Source organism: Streptosporangium sp. NPDC002544 (assembly GCF_040295965.1).
Lineage (GTDB): Bacteria > Actinomycetota > Actinomycetes > Streptosporangiales > Streptosporangiaceae > Streptosporangium.
Genome location: NZ_JBEOWJ010000035.1, coordinates 59,722 through 78,139, shown reverse-complemented (window position 1 = coordinate 78,139; position 18,418 = coordinate 59,722). Strand labels below are relative to the sequence as shown.

The 18,418-nt window shown below is 68.7% G+C and carries 20 protein-coding genes; 12 read left to right on the top strand and 8 right to left on the bottom strand.

Features of this window, described 5'->3' with window-relative positions; genetic code table 11:
- Nucleotides 1-4: 4 nt before the first annotated feature.
- The 3 genes from ABT061_RS38600 (at nt 5) to ABT061_RS38590 (ending at nt 3,455) form a co-directional block, all read left to right on the top strand.
- A complete protein-coding gene (locus tag ABT061_RS38600) occupies nt 5-1,003 on the top strand; it encodes a branched-chain amino acid ABC transporter permease (protein WP_350927610.1) in 999 nt (332 codons plus the stop codon).
- Complete coding sequence (locus ABT061_RS38595) at nt 1,000-2,325, top strand: ArgE/DapE family deacylase (RefSeq protein WP_350927508.1); 1,326 nt, start codon at nt 1,000-1,002, stop codon at nt 2,323-2,325. Before ABT061_RS38600 ends, ABT061_RS38595 begins: the two co-directional genes overlap by 4 nt.
- 191 nt (nt 2,326-2,516) lie before the next feature.
- The gene (locus tag ABT061_RS38590) at nt 2,517-3,455 is read left to right on the top strand and encodes a MurR/RpiR family transcriptional regulator (protein WP_350927506.1); all 939 of its coding nucleotides are present in this window, start codon (nt 2,517-2,519) and stop codon (nt 3,453-3,455) included.
- 113 nt (nt 3,456-3,568) lie between these two features.
- Here the strand turns inward: ABT061_RS38590 and ABT061_RS38585 are convergent, their stop codons facing one another.
- Nucleotides 3,569-3,973 carry a hypothetical protein gene (locus ABT061_RS38585; protein ID WP_350927504.1) on the bottom strand — a complete coding sequence of 135 codons (405 nt, stop codon included), beginning with the start codon at nt 3,971-3,973 and terminating at the stop codon, nt 3,569-3,571.
- 98 nt (nt 3,974-4,071) lie between these two features.
- On the opposite strand from ABT061_RS38585, the gene ABT061_RS38580 reads away from it, so the two are divergent.
- Nucleotides 4,072-5,076, top strand: a complete 1,005-nt coding sequence (locus ABT061_RS38580) for a GlxA family transcriptional regulator (protein ID WP_350927502.1) — start codon at nt 4,072-4,074, stop codon at nt 5,074-5,076.
- Between the two features lie 171 nt (nt 5,077-5,247).
- Here ABT061_RS38580 and ABT061_RS38575 read toward each other — a convergent pair whose 3' ends face one another.
- The gene (locus ABT061_RS38575; protein WP_350927501.1) at nt 5,248-5,841 is read right to left on the bottom strand and encodes a hypothetical protein; all 594 of its coding nucleotides are present in this window, start codon (nt 5,839-5,841) and stop codon (nt 5,248-5,250) included.
- Between the two features lie 440 nt (nt 5,842-6,281).
- Between ABT061_RS38575 and ABT061_RS38570 the strand changes: the two genes are divergently transcribed.
- Nucleotides 6,282-7,571: a YVTN family beta-propeller repeat protein gene (locus tag ABT061_RS38570; RefSeq protein WP_350927499.1), complete on the top strand. Its 1,290-nt coding sequence runs from the start codon at nt 6,282-6,284 to the stop codon at nt 7,569-7,571.
- A 109-nt stretch (nt 7,572-7,680) separates the two neighbouring features.
- Here ABT061_RS38570 and ABT061_RS38565 read toward each other — a convergent pair whose 3' ends face one another.
- The 4 genes from ABT061_RS38565 to ABT061_RS38550 all read right to left on the bottom strand — a co-directional run bounded on the left by ABT061_RS38565 (nt 7,681) and on the right by ABT061_RS38550 (nt 11,274).
- Complete coding sequence (locus tag ABT061_RS38565; RefSeq protein ID WP_350927608.1) at nt 7,681-7,773, bottom strand: DUF1203 domain-containing protein; 93 nt, start codon at nt 7,771-7,773, stop codon at nt 7,681-7,683.
- Nucleotides 7,774-7,992: 219 nt separating this feature from the next.
- Nucleotides 7,993-8,937, bottom strand: a complete 945-nt coding sequence (locus ABT061_RS38560; RefSeq protein ID WP_350927497.1) for a hypothetical protein — start codon at nt 8,935-8,937, stop codon at nt 7,993-7,995.
- Nucleotides 8,938-8,948: 11 nt separating this feature from the next.
- Nucleotides 8,949-9,539 carry a matrixin family metalloprotease gene (locus ABT061_RS38555; RefSeq protein ID WP_350927495.1) on the bottom strand — a complete coding sequence of 197 codons (591 nt, stop codon included), beginning with the start codon at nt 9,537-9,539 and terminating at the stop codon, nt 8,949-8,951.
- A gap of 259 nt (nt 9,540-9,798) precedes the next feature.
- On the bottom strand, nt 9,799-11,274 hold the full coding sequence (locus ABT061_RS38550) for an MFS transporter (protein ID WP_350927493.1): 1,476 nt from the start codon (nt 11,272-11,274) through the stop codon (nt 9,799-9,801).
- 146 nt (nt 11,275-11,420) lie between these two features.
- On the opposite strand from ABT061_RS38550, the gene ABT061_RS38545 reads away from it, so the two are divergent.
- The 7 genes from ABT061_RS38545 (at nt 11,421) to ABT061_RS38515 (ending at nt 16,317) form a co-directional block, all read left to right on the top strand.
- Entirely contained in the window at nt 11,421-11,876 is a 456-nt protein-coding gene (locus tag ABT061_RS38545) for a MarR family winged helix-turn-helix transcriptional regulator (RefSeq protein WP_350927491.1), read from the top strand.
- Nucleotides 11,877-12,118: 242 nt separating this feature from the next.
- On the top strand, nt 12,119-12,550 hold the full coding sequence (locus ABT061_RS38540) for an Hsp20/alpha crystallin family protein (protein WP_350927489.1): 432 nt from the start codon (nt 12,119-12,121) through the stop codon (nt 12,548-12,550).
- 393 nt (nt 12,551-12,943) lie between these two features.
- Nucleotides 12,944-14,062 carry a fructose-1,6-bisphosphate aldolase/phosphatase gene (fbp, locus tag ABT061_RS38535; RefSeq protein ID WP_350927487.1) on the top strand — a complete coding sequence of 373 codons (1,119 nt, stop codon included), beginning with the start codon at nt 12,944-12,946 and terminating at the stop codon, nt 14,060-14,062.
- Nucleotides 14,063-14,167: 105 nt separating this feature from the next.
- Entirely contained in the window at nt 14,168-14,425 is a 258-nt protein-coding gene (locus ABT061_RS38530) for a DUF1876 domain-containing protein (RefSeq protein WP_350927485.1), read from the top strand.
- 168 nt (nt 14,426-14,593) lie between these two features.
- Nucleotides 14,594-15,034, top strand: coding sequence for an OsmC family protein (locus ABT061_RS38525; protein WP_350927483.1), 441 nt, complete (start codon nt 14,594-14,596; stop codon nt 15,032-15,034).
- Between the two features lie 126 nt (nt 15,035-15,160).
- The gene (locus ABT061_RS38520; RefSeq protein WP_350927481.1) at nt 15,161-15,418 is read left to right on the top strand and encodes a fumarylacetoacetate hydrolase family protein; all 258 of its coding nucleotides are present in this window, start codon (nt 15,161-15,163) and stop codon (nt 15,416-15,418) included.
- Nucleotides 15,415-16,317, top strand: a complete 903-nt coding sequence (locus ABT061_RS38515; protein ID WP_350927479.1) for a dioxygenase family protein — start codon at nt 15,415-15,417, stop codon at nt 16,315-16,317. The genes ABT061_RS38520 and ABT061_RS38515 overlap by 4 nt, the downstream gene beginning before the upstream one ends.
- Nucleotides 16,318-16,432: 115 nt before the next feature.
- Here ABT061_RS38515 and ABT061_RS38510 read toward each other — a convergent pair whose 3' ends face one another.
- Together ABT061_RS38510 and ABT061_RS38505 are read right to left on the bottom strand one after the other, a co-directional pair.
- On the bottom strand, nt 16,433-17,077 hold the full coding sequence (locus ABT061_RS38510; protein WP_350927477.1) for a lysoplasmalogenase: 645 nt from the start codon (nt 17,075-17,077) through the stop codon (nt 16,433-16,435).
- Nucleotides 17,078-17,557: 480 nt separating this feature from the next.
- Nucleotides 17,558-18,370 (bottom strand): SAM-dependent methyltransferase, encoded by an 813-nt coding sequence (locus ABT061_RS38505; protein ID WP_350927475.1) that lies wholly within the window; start codon nt 18,368-18,370, stop codon nt 17,558-17,560.
- Between the last annotated feature and the right edge of the window lie 48 nt (nt 18,371-18,418).

Below are 18,418 nucleotides of genomic sequence, written 5' to 3'. Positions count from 1 at the left end.
CGTCATGACCAACCTGCGCTCCTGGGCCGGCTGGCCGGTCTACGCGATAGTCCTGGTGGCCCTGCCACTGGTCTTCACCGACCCGCACGCCCGGCTGCTGCTGATCCTCTTCACGATGTACGGCGTGCTCGCCATGAGCTGGAACCTCACCCTCGGTTTCGCCGGCATCTTCAACTTCGCCCAGATCGGGTTCTTCGGCATCGGCGCCTACACCACGGGCATCCTGGCCACCCGCACCGGCATCGACCCGTGGCTGGCCCTGCCGATCTCGGGGCTGTCGGCCCTGCTGGCCTCGCTGGTGGCGTTCCTGCCGGTGCTGCGGCTGCGCGGCATCTACGTGGGCCTGGCCACGTACGTCTTCTCCCAGCTCTGCATCTACCTGGTGCTCGGGCAGGCGGGCCTGACCGGCGGATCCAACGGCATCGTCGGCATCCCCCGGCTCAGCCTGGGCGATGTCAACCTGCGGGCCGACGGCCGGATCGGCTACTACTTCCTCGGCGCCGCGCTGCTGTTCGCGGTCACCGTGCTGGTACGGATGCTGACCCGCTCGACCCTGGGCATGTCGCTGCTGGCACTGCGCGACAACGAGGCGCTGGCCACCAGCCGGGGCGTCTCCAGGGTGCGCCAGCACCTGATCGTCTTCATGATCGGCGCGGCCGTGGCCGGGGTGGCCGGCAGCTTCAACGCCTTCCTCAACGGCGTGGTCAGCACCGACGTCTTCGGCTTCGGCTACCTGACCCTGCTGCTCAGCATGATCTTCCTGGGCGGCAGCGGCAGCGTCTACGGGCCGATCGTCGGCGCCGTGGTCGTCACCCTGGTCTCCGACGTGCTGCAGGACGCCGGGGCCTGGCGCGACATGGTGATCGCCATGCTGATCCTCGTGGTGCTCTGGATCGCCCCCAAGGGCCTGGCCGGCATCGCGAACTCCGTCCTCACCTCGCTCCGGCGGCCCCGCACCCCCGCTCCGGAGCCCCTTCCCACCACCTCGAAGGAGACCGTATGACCACCGAACACGACGTGACCCGCCGGGTGCTGGAGCAGGTCGACCTGCTCGCCGAGCGGATGGTCTCCAGCCTGGCCGACGCGATCGCCATCCCCAGCGTGAACCCGCGCTATCCCGGCCAGGAGTACGACAAGATCGTCGGGGCGGAGGGCGACGTCAGCGCGCTGCTCGGCGACCTGTACGCCGAGGCCGGGGCCGAGGTCACCAAGGTCACCGTGGAGCGGGGCCGCGACAACGCCTGCGGCGTCGTGTCCGGCGCCGGCGGCGGCCGGTCGCTGCTGCTCAACGGGCACGTCGACGTCGTACCGCCGGGCCGCCTCGACCGGTGGCGCGGCGACCCGTTCCGCGCCCAGGTCACCGACGACGCGGTGATCGGGCGCGGCGCGACGGACATGAAGGGCGGCCTGGTCGCCGCGGCCTACGCGGCCCTCGCGCTGCGCGGGGCCGGCGTGCGCCTGGCCGGTGACCTGGTCCTGCAGGGCGTCGTCGGCGAGGAGGTCGGCGACCACGAGGCGGGCACCACCGCGGTGCTGGAGGCCGGGTTCGGCGCGGACGCGGCCATCGTCTGCGAGCCGTCCGGGCAGGCGGGCACCCTGCCGGCGTCGGTGCCGGTGACGCCGGGCCTGCTCTGGTTCAGCGTCTCCCTGGAGGGCAAGACCGCGCACTCCGGGCTGCGGGGCATGACCGTGCACCCGACCCTGGAGGGCGACGCGCTCGGCGTCAACACCGTCGACAAGTTCTGGGTCGTCTACCAGGCGCTGCGCGCGCTGGAGGACGACTGGGCCCGGCACAACCGGCACCCGCTCTTCCCGCCCGGCTACTTCAACCTGCTGCCCGGCGTGCTGCGGGCCAACCCCTCGGGCATCCTGGTGCCCTTCTTCCTCGCCGACGAGCTGGTCGTGGAGTACTGCGTCTACCACCACCCCGACCGGTCCAACGAGGAGGTCATGGCCGAGATCGAGTCCCGGGTCATGGACGCCTGCCGCACCGACCCGTGGCTGCGCGAGCACCCGCCGGTGTTCGAGTGGAAGCTGCTCTGGCCGCCGTACTCACTGCCCGACGACGCCCCGCTGAGCGCGACGCTGGTCGGCGCGCACACCACGGCGGCCTGCGGGCAGCCGCCGCTGACGACCGGTTTCATGGGCGTGTGCGACCTGACCTGGATGGACCGCAAGGGCATCGGCGGCCTGGTGTACGGCCCGGGCGTCGGCTACACCGCGCACGCGGAGAACGAGTACGTGGAGATCGCCCAGCTGGTGCAGTCGGCGAAGACCTACGCGCTGACCGCGATCGACTGGTGCGGGCTCGCGGACGAGCGGTGAGCACCGGACGGCCGCGAGGCTGGGAATCGCCGATGGGCGGTGGGCGATGGGCCGCGAGCGGCGGGTGAGCGGTGAACGTCCGCCGGGCGGCGCCCGGTCCGAGGACGACGTTCTCTTTTCGTACGGTTCGTGGCATGATCCCTTCCTTGCGACGCGCCGCACGATCCGGCGGTCGTCCATGAGGAGGCAACATGCTCGGCACCCCTGAGCCGCGCACCGTCGCGGCCCAGCTCCGCGACGTGCTGCCCAAGCTGCCCCGTGCGGAGCAGCGGGTAGCCCGCACCCTGCTCGCGGGCTACCCGACCGCCGGTCTGGAGCCGCTGGCGACCGTCGCGAGCCAGGCCCAGACCAGCCCGGCCACCGTGCTGCGGCTGGCCTACCGGCTGGGCTTCGAGGGCTACCCGGAGTTGCAGCAGGCGCTCAAACGCGAGACCCAGCAGCGCTACTCCTCTCCCCTGGCCCAGTACGGCAGTGCCGAGGAGGACACCGGCAGGGTGCTGAGCCGGTCCCGCCGGGTGCTGCTGGACGCCACCGCCATGACCTTCGACCAGCTTCCCGAGGGGGAGCTGGTCAAGGCCGCGGAACTGCTGGCCGACCCCGGCCGCCGCATCTCGGCGGCCGGTGGCCGGTTCAGCACCATCCTGGCCCAGTACCTCATCGCCCACCTGCACCAGTTGCGTCCCAACGCGACGTACATCGCCGGGTCCACCGCCGACCACGCCGCCCACCTGCTCGACATGGGCCGCCGCGACGTGCTGGTGCTCTTCGACTACCGGCGCTACCAGCGCGAGACGATCGCCTTCGCCCGCGCCGCCGCGGCGCGCAACGTGAAGATCGTGCTGCTGACCGACCCGTGGCTGTCGCCCGCCGCCACGGTGGCGGACGTCGTGCTGCCCGCCCAGGTCCGCTCGCCTTCCCCGTTCGACTCGCTGACCCCGGCGGTCGCGCTGCTCGAAACGCTGGTCGCCGCGGTGGTCGAGCAGCTCGGCGAGGCGGGCAGGAGCCGGGTGGCCGAGTACGACCAGATGGCCGACGACGTGCTGCGCGAGGACGACGGGCCGCTCCCCCCGACCGGCCCCGGCACCGAGCCACCCCGTGGGACCCGGACGACCTCGGAGCCCCACTCCTGACGGCACTCCCGACGGCACTCCCGACAGCACTCCCGACGGTGCCCCGTACGCGTTGACCGCCACCGTGTGCCAACGAGTACGGGGCCCGCCCGATGACCTCGGAGGCTCGGTCGTCAGGCCGCGCAGCCGGCGTACTCGTCGCGGCGCCGGAGCATGGCGACCAGCATCAGCGGGAACATCGCCACGTGGGCGAGCGTCATCATGGCCCCGCCGTCGACGAGCCCCAGCCAGAGCAGCGGGAAGAGTGGCACGACGGGGACGAACATGGCCGCGCACATCTCCAGGGTGGCCGCCCAGCCGTGGCCCCGATAACGCATCCAGATCGCCATGCCGACGGACATGTCGAACGCCATCAGCAGGTAGGCGAGCTCGGGCTGCCGCTCGTGGGAGAAGCCGAGCCCGACGGCGGACAGGAGCATTCCCAGGACGAACATGCCGGCGAACATCGCGATGACCATCTCGACGTAGTGCCAGGCGAACCTGCGCCGGCGGCGGGTGACGGTTGCTGTCTGAGTCATGCCTCCACCGTGCCGCCATACCGGCCGCGTACCAAGAAAGGCCGCCGCAGAGGTCTGGAAACCTGGGATTCCTGTCCTTTCTGACATACGCTCGCCCCGTGATCGCACGCCGGATCGCCGTCATCGGATACGACGCGGCGGAGTTGCTCGACATCGCCTGCGTGACCACGACCCTGGAGAGCGCGAACTGGCATGGCGCCGATCCCTTCTACCGCTTTCGCCTGGCCACCCCCGGAGGCCGTCCCATCACCTGCGGCACCGGCCTGACACTCCAGGCCCAGGAGTCCCTCGAACGGGTCGCCGGGCCGCTCGACACGCTCATCGTGTCGGGAGGCATGGGCCACGAGGCCGCGGCCGGCAACCGATTGATCGTCGCTCACGTCCGCCGCCTGGCACGCGAGAGCCGCCGCGTCGCGTCGGTGTGCACCGGAGCCGACATCCTGGCCGCCGCGGGCCTGCTCGACGGCCGACGCGCCACCACCCACTGGCAGTCGGCGCACGAGATCGCCGCCCGCTACCCGAAGGTCGACATCGATCCCGGCCCGATCTTCATCCGGGACGGGGACACCTACACCTCCGCCGGCATCACCAGCGCGCTGGACCTCACCCTCGCCCTCATCGAGGAGGACCACGGCGCCGAGCTGGCACGGCGGGTGGCGCGGAGCCTGGTGACCTACCTGCAACGCCCTGGCAACCAGGCGCAGATGAGCATGTTCACCGCCGTCGGATCTCCGGAGAACGGCCTGGTCAAGCAGGTCGTCGAGCACATCACGGGACACCTGGACGCCGACCTGACCACGGCCACGCTGGCGAGCGACGCGGGCGTGAGCGAGCGGCACCTGACCCGCCTGTTCCTCAGGCACCTCGGGCGGACCCCGGGCCGGTTCGTCCGCCAGGCCCGCACCGAGGCCGCCGCGCACCTGCTGGTCTCCACCTCCCTGCCGCTGGCCGGGGTGGCGGCCCGCTGCGGCTTCGGAACCACGGAGACACTGCGCCAGGCATTCGCCGACCGCTACGGAATCCCCCCTTCGCGCTACCGCGCCACGGCGACCTCCACAGGGCAGGATCACCTGAAAGTCGCCGGGAGAACCTCGACACGGTAAGTGATCCTGTCTCGACGGCAGGCCTCACCCGACAATGTCAGCGCCCTTGAAGACGGGCCTGCCTCCGGGCGGCGATGACGGTCCCGAGGAAACCGAGGCGGCCGTGGTGGAGGCTCAGGGAATTCCGAGCCGAGGTCACTCCGTGCTCGGGCGACGCGATTACTTTCTTTCTCAAAGTGTTCTCTTGTATTCAGCGAGAGCGGTACGGATGTCGGCGGTGGCGGTGTCCTTTCCGAACATGCTGTAGACGGTGATCTCATGCTCCGCGGACTCGCCGAAAGGCTCGTCGCCGCCACCGTCACCATCCCACCGGCGCTCTCGCTGGTACTCATCGTAGTGTCCGATGAGGGTGGCGCACCCGGCCTGGACACGTTTCGCGCCCGCCCAGGCTCCACCACACGCCGGACGTTCGGTGAAGACCCAGTCGAGAACGTATATCCTGGGCCAGTCTTCCGTCCTCTTGAGTTCGACGAGCCTCTCGTTGAAATGAAAGAACTGATACTCCGAGTGACTGTTGTTGACTCTGGCCTTCTTCCCGTAAATGCCGTACTCCACCATCACCCCGACGCCCGTGCTGGTCGCGGTGAGCACCAGGTCGGGGAATACATCCGGCGAACACAGGGTCGGGTTTTTTTCGCGTCGGGTGAAATGGAACGTTGCAATGTTCTGGCCGGGCGTGACTCCCCCGCCCATGCGGAGCCTGGCCGCCGCCGACGTGTACACGCCCTGACCGTACGACTCATTTTGCACCCATTCGTACTTCACGCATTCTCCCTTTGCCCTGCGGGCTTTCACGACATTCGGACGTTACGTCACGGTACATAATCTGTCGAGTTATACATATCTCCCCCAAACGCCTATATCACCAGCCACCGCTCTTATGCGACAGGGCGTTAATCATCCAGATTTACCGTGACCATACTCCGCCACCACCGACTCGATCATCAATACAAGAAGAAATAATCGTGTACTCAATTCACGTAAGCTTCAGTGAAATCGGGAGACCGGCCGCACTCCGATGGTGTCACCGCACGAGAAACGCCGCCACCAGGGCGAGTTGCGGGAAAAAGCGAGCACCACGCTAACCACGGGTTGAACGTCTGCCGACCTACCCGCTCCTAACGTTTCCATAGTCGACAAAAGTCGGCGTCGGACCGAAAGGGTGGGTCATGCGGCGGCTGAGAAGTGAGCGGCGAAGGCCCGGTGTGATCGCCCCCCTGATCGGGCTGGCGGCGTGCGTCCTGTCCGCCTGTGCGGGCGAGCGACCGGCGTCGGCGCCGGGCTCGCTTCACCACGCCGGGGCCGCCGGTGGGACGCCGACCGCCACATCGCCGGGCGGTGCGGCGAGCGCCCCGGCCACCGGATCGGCCACCGGATCGGCCGATCCGGTGGACGTCTACGCCCACGACCGGCCCGGCATGCTCAGTCCGGTCGTGGCGAGGTTCCCCGAGCGGGTCTACGTGCCCAACAGCGAGAGCAACACCGTCAGCGTGATCGACCCGCGTACCTACCGGGTGCTCCGCACCTTCAGGGTGGACGGGCGGCCGCAGCACGTCGTCCCCTCGTGGGACCTGAAGACGCTCTGGGTCAACAACAACGACGGCAACTCCCTGACCCCGATCAACCCCATGACCGGCAAGGTCGGCAAGCCGGTGTTCGTCGACGACCCCTACAACCTGTACTTCACCCCGGACGGCCACACCGCCCTGGTGATGGCCGAGCGGGAGAACCGGCTCGACTTCCTCAACCCGCGCACCATGCGGCTCCGGCACTCGCTGCACATGCCCTGCCGGGGGATCAACCACGCGGACTTCACCGCCGACGGGACCCTCCTCCTCGGCAGCTGCGAATTCTCCGGCCAGCTGGTGGTCATCGACACAGCCGCCCGTAAGGTCCGCGCCGTCATCGACCTGGCGGACGGCACCACGCGCCGCAAGGGCATCCGGCGCACAGCCCCGCAGGGCGACAACGCGTCGTACGAACTGGAACACGACATGGCGCACGACGCCATGCGGCACGGACACATGCCGTACCCCAACATGCCGCAGGACGTGAAGCTCTCCCCGGACGGCACCACCTTCTATGTCGCCGACATGGCCAAGGACGGCGTGTGGCTCGTCGACGCCGGGGAGTTCCGGGTCACGGGTTTCATCAAAACCGGCGCGGGCGCTCACGGGCTCTACGTCAGCCGGGACTCGAAGGTGCTGTACGTCTCCAACCGGGGCGCCGGATCGGTCTCGGTCGTCTCCTTCGCCCTTCGCCAGCCGATCGACACCTGGCACATCCCCGGCGGCGGTTCACCGGACATGGGCGGCGTGTCGGCCGACGGCCGCCGCCTGTGGCTGTCCGGACGCTATGACGGGGTGGTCTACGTGTTCGACACCGAGAACGGCAACCTCATCCGCAAGATCGCCGTCGACGCCGGCCCGCACGGCCTGGCCATCTACCCCCAGCCCGGACGCTACTCACTCGGCCACACGGGGGTCTTCCGCTGAGGTACGACGACGCTCCACCCGGCTGACGCGAGTACGGCCGATGGATCGCAGAGGACCACCTCCGGCGGAGTGACCGCCCCGCCTCATTACGGACCAGGTCAGGCCGGGGTCAGGCGCTGCGCACCTCGAACATGAAGCAGCCGTACTCCACGGCCCGTACATGTACCAGTTCCACCTCGGGGTCGGCGAACTGTTCGGCCAGGATGGCCTCCGACGCGATGGATCAATGCTCGGCCCTGACCGGTCGGTCCGCCGACGGGAATCAGACCTGGTTGCAGGCCCGCTGTTGAACCGCCGGGGCGATCCGAGGACACAGGGCAAGGATCGAGAGGAGACCCCGCCCCGGTTCACCGGGGCGGGGTCGTACCTCATCGAAGTGGCCGGGTCGGCAGGTGGCCGACGCGGTGTTGGTGCCGGTCTCTCAGGCCGCGCTCACCGCGCGGTTCAGCAGCCGGTCCAGGGTCGGTGTGCCGACCTCGGGCTCGCTCTCCGTGGGGCCGGGGGTGTCCGTCGTGACCGGGTCGGGGACGTCCACCACCGAGGCGTCGGGGTCGTCCGTGGGATCCGGGACAGGGGTGGTCGTCGGCGTCTGGCCGGGGTCCTCCCCGTGCGGGAAGTCCGAGGGCTTGGGCGGCCTGGGGGTCTCCAGCTCGGGCTCCTCCTCCACGGGCGGCGGACCGCCGTTGAGGATCTGGTCCACCCGCTCCGGGTTGTCCATGAGCGGCGCGATGACCGGCTCACCCGGCGCCTGCTCGACGAACACGCCCTCGCCGATCGGTAGGTGCACCGAGGCCAGGTAGCCGGCCAGCGCCTGGGGCACGGTCCGTCCCTCGGCCTGGCTGCGCTCCAGGGCATTGTGCACGTAGAACAGCCCGTGCCCCGCGCTGCCGATGGAAGCACGCAGGATGTCCAGGGGGGTGTGATTGGGCTGCTCGACCTGCAGCCGGATCTGACCGTTCTGCACTCCGAGGCCGAGCTGTCCGGACAGCGTACGGTCCACCCTGACGACGAGGCTGGCGTAGCGGACCGCCGCGTCGGGATCGTCGTAGCCGACGATGGGCGCGGTGCCCGCGCCGTCGTCGGAGCCGAAGGCGATCCCCGGCTCGATGCCGACGATGGTGCCCTCCAGCATTGCCGCCGCGGGGGCGAAGGCACCGGAGGCCGGCGCACCCGGCGTCAGGTCGTCCAGCGAGTCGTAGAGGTACTCGCCCGTCGACTCTCCCACGTTGGAGCGCATCAGGGACCAGAACGGAGGAGCGGGGTCGTTGGACCGGGCTGCGGCCACACCGACGGCGGCCAGCAGGCCCAGGGCGGTGACCAGGGTGAGGCTCACTCCCGCGGTGCGGGATCGGAGCGTCTTCGGCATGTGTTCCGTCCTCAGAATCGGCCGTTGATGTGCGCGACGTCGTGCGAGGTGTAGGTGCGCACGGTGGAGCGGCCTGACTTCATGCAGGAGTCGCTCTGGGAGGAGTGGTCGAGCCCGGTGGTGTGCCCGACCTCGTGGCAGGTCGTCTTCTTACGCTCGTTCTCCGAGAAGCGGCTCATGTCGGCCAGATCGAAGCGGATCTCGTACTGGTCGCACTTCCACCAGCCGTTGATGAGCCCCGGACTGATTATCCGCACGCACTTGGCGTGGGCGTAGATGTTCTTTCCGGTGCTCGACCCGTCCCAGTCGAGGCCCCAGTAGTCGTTGTAGTACTGGTCGAACATCTCCACATCGGTGTGCTTGTCGGGGGTGGAGTCGTAGTGCGTGGCCATGTCGGTCTGGGAGTCCAGCTTGATCATGGCGTAGTTGCCCGCGACCTTCATGTACGAGGTCAACGACGAGTAGTTGTAGTAATGGTCCTTGTTGTCGGCCTGCGCGCAGCACCCTGACGGATGCAGATACGACCATCCGAACGCGTTGGCGCTCGCCGGCGGCGCGAACGTGAGGAGCATGACGAAGGCGAGCAGGGTCGAGAGCGCCAAGGTGTGGCCTCGGACTCCCGATTCGCTCGATGGCTTTTTGGGCACCCGTAGTCCTTACAAAAGGCATGACAAAACGCGATGATCTTCGCAGTTTCCTGACCGTGTCCGCAACAGGCTTTTCTCGCCGTTGACAGGAACGTCCTGACCAGGCACGTCGGCTCGTCCGGCCGGACCCCGGGCGCCGCTGGTCGGCGAATCCGGGCGTTCAAGGCGACCCGCGCGTTCGAGGCCGGAGCGGCAAAAATCCTCGGTGGAGGCGTCAGGATACAGTCGCCGGTTCGGCGGTGACGGTGTCCTCGGTGTCCTCGGCGTCCTCGGCGTCCTCGGCGTCCTCGGCCGAGGAGCCGGCCCGGCGCGCCGGGATCGCGGAGGCGATCGCCGCGGCGACGAGTGCGACGCCGCAGCCGATCAGCAGACCGGTGCGGAAGCCGCTCTCGGACGGCAGGGTGTGCCCGCCCACTCGCATGGTCATCTGGGTGAGGACGACACCGATCACCGCGGCTGACACCGAGGTGCCGATGGAGCGCATCAGTGAGTTGAAGCCGTTGGCCGCGGCGGTTTCCGACCGGGGAACCGCGCTCATGATCAGGGCGGGCATCGCACCGTAGGCCAGCCCGACGCCTATGCTGCAGAGGCAGGTGACGACCAGCAGGCCCCACGTCGTCCCGAGCAGGGCCATCGAGGAGCCGTACCCGAGCGCCATGACCAGGCTGCCGGCGACCAGGGTGACCTTGGGGCCGCGAGCGGCCGACAGCCGCGCACCCAACGGCGAGACCACCATCATCATCAGGCCCGACGGAGCCGTCCACAGGCCGGCGGCCAGCATCGACTGGCCCAGGCCGTACCCGGTGGCCTCGGGCAGTTGCAGGATCTGGATCACGATCAGCGCCTGGGCGTACATCGCGAATCCGACCACGACCGAGGCCACGTTGGTCAGCAGTACCGGGCGCCGGGCGGTGACGCGCAGGTCGACCAGTGGATCACCGGCTCGCAGTTCCCACCAGCCCCACACCACGAAGACGACCAGCGCGACGGCGAACAGCCCGAGGGTGGTTCCGCTCGCCCAGCCCCAGTCCGCGCCCTTGGAAACCCCCAGCAGCAGGCAGACCAGGCCAATGCCCAGGCCGAGCGCGCCGACGACGTCGAGGCGTCCCGTGGTCCGGGCGGGCGTGGCGGGCACCAGCAGCCAGATCAGGCCGGCGACCAGCACGCTCAGCGCGGCCACGCCCCAGAACAGTATGCGCCAGCTCGCGTACTCGGCGACCGCCGCCGCGACCGGCATCCCGAGCGCTCCGCCGATGCCCATGGACGAGCTCATCAGCGCGATCGCGGGGCCCACCCGCTCGGACGGCAGCAGGTCCCGCAGCGCGCTGATGCCCAGCGGGATCATGCCCATGCCTATACCCTGCAGACCTCGCCCGATGATCATCTGGGTCACCGAGTCGGCCAGCGCGCAGGTCACGCAGCCCGCGATGATCGGCACCGAGCAGGCCAGCATCATGCGGCGCTTGCCGTACAGGTCGCCGAGCCGCCCGATCACCGGGACGGCCACCGCCCCCACCAGCAGCGTGACGGTGATCACCCAGGAGGCGTTGGCCGCGTTGGTGTGCAACATGCGGGGCAGCTCGCCGATCAGCGGCACCACCAGGGTCTGCATGAGTGAGGCGACGATACCGGCCACCGCCAGCACACCGACGATCCCGCCGGGGCGGGTGGTGGACGTGGAGTCGTCCACGTGGATCTCCCTTGTCTGGACGAATAAGGCGATGTGTACGATACACATAATGTGCTTAATACATAACATGGGGGTGATACATAGTGATTGCCGATGCGCACCCGTACGGCGAAGCAGGGCGCGGGGAAGTCTGGAGAGGGACCAGCATGGAGAAGCCCACACACTCGATCGAGTACGAGACCATGCTGCTCGGGCGGTACTACCACCTGACCCTGTCCAGCGCCGAACGCGAGGGCGACCATCTGGACCGCAGCGCCTACCTCCTGCTCAGTCGCATCCAGATCGTCGGCCCGATGTCCATCGGGCAGCTCAGCGAGGCGTTCGGCCTGGACCCCTCCACCCTCAACCGGCAGACCTCGGCCATGCTCCGCGCCGGGCTGGTCGAACGTATCCCCGACCCCGACGGGGGCATCGCCCGCAAGTTCCGCATCAGCGCCGAAGGCGAGCGCCGCCTCCAGCACCAGCGCGACGAGATCGTCCGCAGCATGGAGAAGTTACTGGACGACTGGACGCCCGAGGAGGTCGCCACCTTCGCCGCCTGCCTCAAACGGTTCAACACCGACATCGAACGTCTCACCGGCCGTCCCTGGCCCCGCCCCTGACCGCCTACCGGCGATGCCGGCCGAGGTTTCCGGTCAGGGCCGGCCTGGCCCCTCGGGCACTAAGCCCGTCTCGGAGAGGAGACCTCCGGCCCAAAGGATCCGGTAAAGACGTCGGCGGCTTTCCGGCGTCGGGCACGGCGGCCAAAAGACCTACGTGTTAAGGACCTCTGGCTGTTACCTCCGAGTCCTGCCCGGTGGTGTGATGGAGGTATGGGAAGACCCCAGTAGACAAGGAGGACACCATGAGCATGCCGATGCTCCGCGAGCGGCGAGGCCTCGTCCCCGAACTGTTCAACTGGTTGGACATGCCCCTCGCCGCTATGCAGTCGACGGCGGTGCACCCCATCAAGTTCGAGGACTACGTCAAGGACGGTCGCTACGTGCTGCGGGCCGAGTTGCCGGGAATCGACCCCGACAAGGATGTCGACATCACCCTGTCCAACGGCGTCCTGACCATCCACGCCGAGCGGCGTGACGAGCAGCGGGACCAGCAGCGGACGGAGTTCCGCTACGGCTCCTTCACCCGGTCGATCACGCTGCCCAGTGACGTGGACGAGAACGACGTCAAGGCTTCCTACGACAAGGGGGTTCTGGAGGTCAGCGTCAAACTCGCTGACACCAAACAGCAGGAAAAGCACATCCAGATCGAGTCCACGCCCCGGAAAAAGTCCTGACTGATCGGGCGGACCCGCTCGACATGACGCGGGTCCGCTCATGACCCGCAGATCACCGGTCATCCGCCCACCGGTCGGCCACGAGTACTTTCTGTCATAATTTGATATACTCAGGGTAGCGGTTCGGTTAATCCGTAGCTTTGTCATAGTCAGCAAGGGTTTTGCTTTCCTGGAGTGTCGATCGTGCCCACCGTCACGTCACCCGGAGCCGCGAGGAGACCCTGGACACCCGTGGAGCCGGCGTCGAGGTGAGCGTCCATGTCGTAAGACGTGGGCCGCCAGAGCACACTCACAAGCAGGTACGGAAGTCCCGCCCGGCCGGGGCCTTCTGCCCTATCCATATACAAGGCCCCTGACCAGCGTGGAAGCAGGACAACCCACGGGGGGATCATCATGATCACTTTGAGTGTCATCAAGGCCGACACCGGGGGGTTCGTCGGCCACTCCGCGGTGCACCCGAACATGATGGCCGAGGCCCGCCGCGAGATCGACCGGGCGACCGCCTCGGGACTGCTCATCGACGGTCAGGTCGCCAGCTGCGGCGACGACATCTCGCTCATCATGACCCACACCTACGGCGCCGACGCGGGGCTCATCCACTCCTTCGCCTGGGACACCTTCCAGGCCACCACCCACATCGCCAAGGGACTCGGCCTGTACGGCGCCGGCCAGGACCTGCTGTCGGACGCCTTCTCCGGCAATCTGCGGGGTATGGGGCCCGGATATGCCGAACTGGAGTTCGAGGAGCGCCCGTCGGAGCCGGTGCTGTGCTTCCTGGCCGACAAGACCGAGCCGGGCGCGTGGAACCTGCCGCTGTACAAGATGTTCGCCGACCCGTTCAACACCGCGGGCCTGGTCATCGATGGAAAGATGCACGCCGGCTTCGGCTTCGAGGTCTACGACCTGTACGAGGAGAAGCGCATCGTCTTCGACTGCCCGGCCGACCTGTACGACATGCTGATGTACATCGGCGCCCCGGCCCGTTACGTGATCCACGGCGTCCGTTCCAAGACCCTGGACGAGACCGCGGCCACGACCAGCACCCAGCGGCTGTCCCTGATCGCCGGCAAGTACGTCGGCAAGGACGACCCGGTGATGATCGTCCGCTGCCAGTCCGGACTGCCCGCGGTCGGCGAGGCACTGGAGCCCTTCGCCTTTCCGTACACGGTCGCCGGGTGCATGCGCGGCTCGCACCACGCACCGTTCCTGCCGGTCCCGGTCCAGCAGGCGCACCCGTCCCGGTTCGACGGCCCGCCGCGCGTGGTCGCGCTGGGATTCCAGATCCACGACGGGAAGCTGATCGGCCCGCGCGACATGTTCGACGATCCGGCCTTCGACGGCGCACGGGCCCAGGCCGGCGAGATCATGGACTATCTCCGCCGTCATGGCCCGTTCGAACCGCATCGGCTACCACTGTCGGAACTGGAGTACACCACCATGCCCGCTCTCGCCCAGCGGCTCGCGAACCGCTGGACCCCGATGACCACCGAGATCGCGACACCCGTCGGATGACCCGCGTGACCGCCCGGCCATCCCAGGCGATCGGCACCTGATCGGGCTCGCCGCGCACTCGGGAGCACGACACCGCGAACACCTGTTCGATCGGAGGTTCCTTCCATGGAAGCCAAGCAATGGACCGTGCAGATCTACATCACCGAAGAGGGCGACGACACCTCCGCCCGGGCACTCCTGACCACCAAGAACGACACCCACCTGACCGGGATCGGTCACGCGCGTCGCAATCCGGTCGACCAGTCGGTCCCCGAGATCGGCGACGAGCTCGCGGTCGCCCGCGCGCTGGCCGACCTGGCGGAAAGGTTGCGCACCGTCACCGCGGAGGACATCGCCCAGGTCGGCGGGCCCACCTCATGGTGACGGCCCCTCGCCTCGGGCCACCGGGATCGGCATGACCGCACCGTCCGCCTCGGCCACGATCCGCGGACGGTGCGCGCCCTTCCCCTGTCGACGCGCAGGGGCCATCCCATGGCGATGAGATCCACGTGCTCCACCTATCGGAACCTGAACACACCCGTGGAGTCACCCATGAAGCAGAACCGGAACGGCACGATGAAGATCACCTGGCACGGCGGTGGCCGCTTTGACGTGCAGATACGCCGCCACACCATCCGTGTCGACCAGCCCACGGACTTCGGCGGAGGCGACACCGGTCCCGTCCCGGTCGAGCTGTTCGTCGGGAGTCTCGCGGCCTGCGTCGCCCATCGCGCCGAACGCTACCTTCACCGATGTGAACTGCCCGCCGGCGTCACCGTGACCGCCCGCTACGACCTGGGACTGCGTCCGGCACGGGTCGGCCGAATCGATCTGGTCGTCGACGCTCCCGGCCTTCCCGAAGGACTTCGGGAATCGTTCACCACCGTCATCGAGCACAGCGCCGTGCACAACTCGCTGCGGCTGCCGCCGGAGATCACCCTTCAGGTCCGCACCGAGGAGGGAGCGGTCATGGAGGCGATCGAAACGACCTGATGCCACCGGTGACCTGAGCCCGGCACGTCCTCGGGCCGATCCGCGGTCCGAGGATGTGCCGGGCTCTGCTCACCGGTGACGTCCAGGCCGAAGAACTCCGCGGAGTGACCCGCCTCTCCCGGCTCCTTGACGAGCCGGATACCCTCGGTCTCCTCGACCAATGAGATGATCTTCCCGGCAGGGACGACTCCCTCGTTCAACAGCCGCGTGTTCACGCTCCGGCCCGGCGACATCATCGCCACCGGAACGCCGTCCGGGATCGGCTACGCGCGTACACCCCCGTGGCTGCTGCACGACGGCGACGTGGTCGAGGTGGAGATCGGGAAGTCGAGCGGCGTCCGTACTCCAGTGATCAACACAGCGAGCGCAGAGGACTGGGCATGAGTGAGACCGTGAGCGCCGGGCACGGCCCGGCCGGCAGCCACCCCGTGACCGAGCAGGTCGTCGGCCAGCTCCAGGGCGCGGACACCCGATTGATGACCATCATGGAGAGCCTCATCCGTCACCTGCACGGCTTCGTCGAGGACGTGAGGCCGACGGCGGCCGAGTGGGAGGCGGGACTCGCCTTCCTCGCGCGTACCGGCTCGTTCTGCACGCCCACCCGGCAGGAGTTCGTCCTGCTCTCGGACATGCTGGGACTGACCACGCTCGTCGATGACGTGAACAACCAGGGACCAGCCGACATGACACCGAGCTCGGTGGAGGGTCCCTTCCACTCCGTGGCCCCGCCGCGCGAGCTGGGTGACCTCATCGCCGCGGGCCCCGAATGGGGCCGGGCCGAGAGTGCCGTGATCCACGGCACCGTGCAGGACTGCCACGGGAACCGCCTGCCGGGTGCGATCCTCGACGTGTGGCAGGCCGACGACAAGGGCCACTACGACACCCAGGACGCCGGGCAGCCCGAAGGCAACCTGCGCGGTCTGTTCACCGCCGACGAGAACGGCGAGTACTGGTTCCGTACCGTGAAGCCCGCCAGCTACCCCGTACCGATGGACGGCCCGGCAGGCGACATGCTCCGCGCCATGGGACGTCATCCCATGCGCCCCGGCCATCTTCACATCCGCGTCGAGGCAGCCGGGCATCACACGCTGACCACCCACGTGTTCGTCAACGACGACCCCTACCTGGACTCCGACGCCGCCTTCGCGGTCAAGCCGGAGATCATCGTCGACTTCGAGCCGCGCGAGGACCAGGCCTCGATCGAGCGGTACGGGATGAACGGGCCCTACCTGGACGTCACGTTCGACATCAGGCTCGCCACCGAGTCGGAGATGAAAAGGTGATCACGGAGAGCCCCGGCACCTGCTCGCCACCCCACTGGTAACGATCTCCCCGAAGCGGGCCGATCGAATGTCCCCCTCCCGCGGAGGGGGGACATCCGCCGGCGGTGTGACCGCCTCAGCTACGGAGGCGATCGACGATGCCCGAGGCCAGGAGGTACTGGGCCGCGACGTAGGTCGCCATGATCACCAGGCCGGTCATCGGCGGGCGGGGAAGGTCCGCCAGGCCGAACGCGATCAGCGCGTCGGAGAGCAGGAACAGGGCGCCCCCGGCCCCGATGCGCGGGCCGAGACCGGCGGCGGTCACCGCGGTGGCGGTCAGCAGCAGCGAGTAGACGGCCACCGGCAGGCGCAGGTCGCCCAGACCGGGCCAGAGGAGGAAGACCATGCCCGCCCACAGGACGCCGTAGACCACCGGGATCGCCGGACGGCGGCGCAGCGCCCGAAGTGCCCCCTCGCGGACGAGACAGGTCACGTAACAGACGTGCGCCCCGGCGAACAGGGCCATGCCCGCGAGGAAGAGACCGTCGATCTCCAGGGCCACATCACCGCCCCAGGAGAGCAGGAGCGCCGCCACCAGCAGGCGCGGTCCCCGCCGCGCCAGCACCCAGGCCGCGAGCAGCGGCATCAGCAGCGCCTTGGTCACCGAGTTCATCGGGCCTTCGCCGGCGGCGACCAGCACCAGATGGACCGCGGAACAGAGCCAGAAGGCGGTCAGCAGGGTGCGTGGGACCACCCCGGCCCTTAGAACATCATTCTGCACATCTGGATGCTAGGGCCTGCCACCGGGCAGGCCCAAGGCGCCCGTCGCCTTTCGACGGTACGAGGGCGACGAAGCGCTCCCCCGCGGGATCACCGTCGACGACGCGGACCTCGTCGGTCGCGGGGACCCCGACGAACTGGATGCGCGCGCCGTACCAGTCCGACCGGAAGTGGCTCCGTGCCCGTGAAAGCCACCGCCTCAGCCTCGGAGGAGAGTTCCAAGGCCGCTCGAACGCGCGACTCCGGCCAGATCCCCGAAGACCTCCGCACCCGCCAACTCGCCGAGGAGACCACCCCCGCCCCCGGCGGAGGCGGCCCCGTCCCGCCCCCTGACCCCCTTCGGCCGCGAACACCTCTCGGCGAGGGACGTCGGCCTGTGCCGGCGTGGCCGGGGGGCCACCGAGCCACCCGGACCGGGCAGGGCCGATCCGGGACTCCGGGTCAGAACGCAGGGTCAGAACGTGCGGACGGCGAGGCCCCCCTACGGCTTGCGGCCCACGCCGCCGTACTGGAAGACGTCGCGGTCGCGGAAGCTGGTCTGCGGTTCGGGCCGCCACTTGGGCAGCGACACCACGCCAGGCTCCAGGAACTCCAGCCCGTCGAGGAACTCCTCCAGCTGCTGCTGGGTGCGGAGGGTGAGCGGGGTGGCGGCGCTGGCGTTCCACTTGGCGGCGGCCTCGTCCATCGACGGGCTGTGCACGCTGTGCGCGATGGCCAGGTAGCTGCCCGAGGGGAGCGCGTCCAGCAGTGTGCGCACCGCGTTGTGGGCCTGGTCCCCGTCGGGGACGAACTCCAGGACGCCCATCAGCATCAGCGCGACCGGCCGGGAGAAGTCCAGCGTCCGCGCGGCCTGTCGCAGGATGGGCTCGGGATCGCGCAGGTCGGCGTCGATGTAGGCGGTCTCCCCATCGGGGGTGCCGCGCAGCAACGCCCTGGCGTGGGCCAGCACGATCGGGTCGTTGTCGACGTAGACGATCCGCGCCTTGGGGTTGACCCGCTGGGCGACCTGGTGGGTGTTGTCCGCGGCCGGAATGCCGGTGCCCACGTCCAGGAACTGGTCGATGCCCGCCTCACCGGCCAGATGGCTCACGACCCGGCCGATGAACTCCCGCTCGGCCCGCGCGTTGACCGGCAGATCCGGCATGACCTTCACGATCTCGTCGCCGACCGCACGGTCGGGACCGTAGTTGTCCTTACCGCCAAGCCAGTAGTCCCACACCCGCGCCGAATGTGGGATCGAGGTGTCGATTCGCGCCAACACCTCGGTGTCGACCTCTGTGATTTCCTCGCTCATCAGAGCCTCCTCACCAGCACACCCCGTAACAACACGATCGAAGCCCAC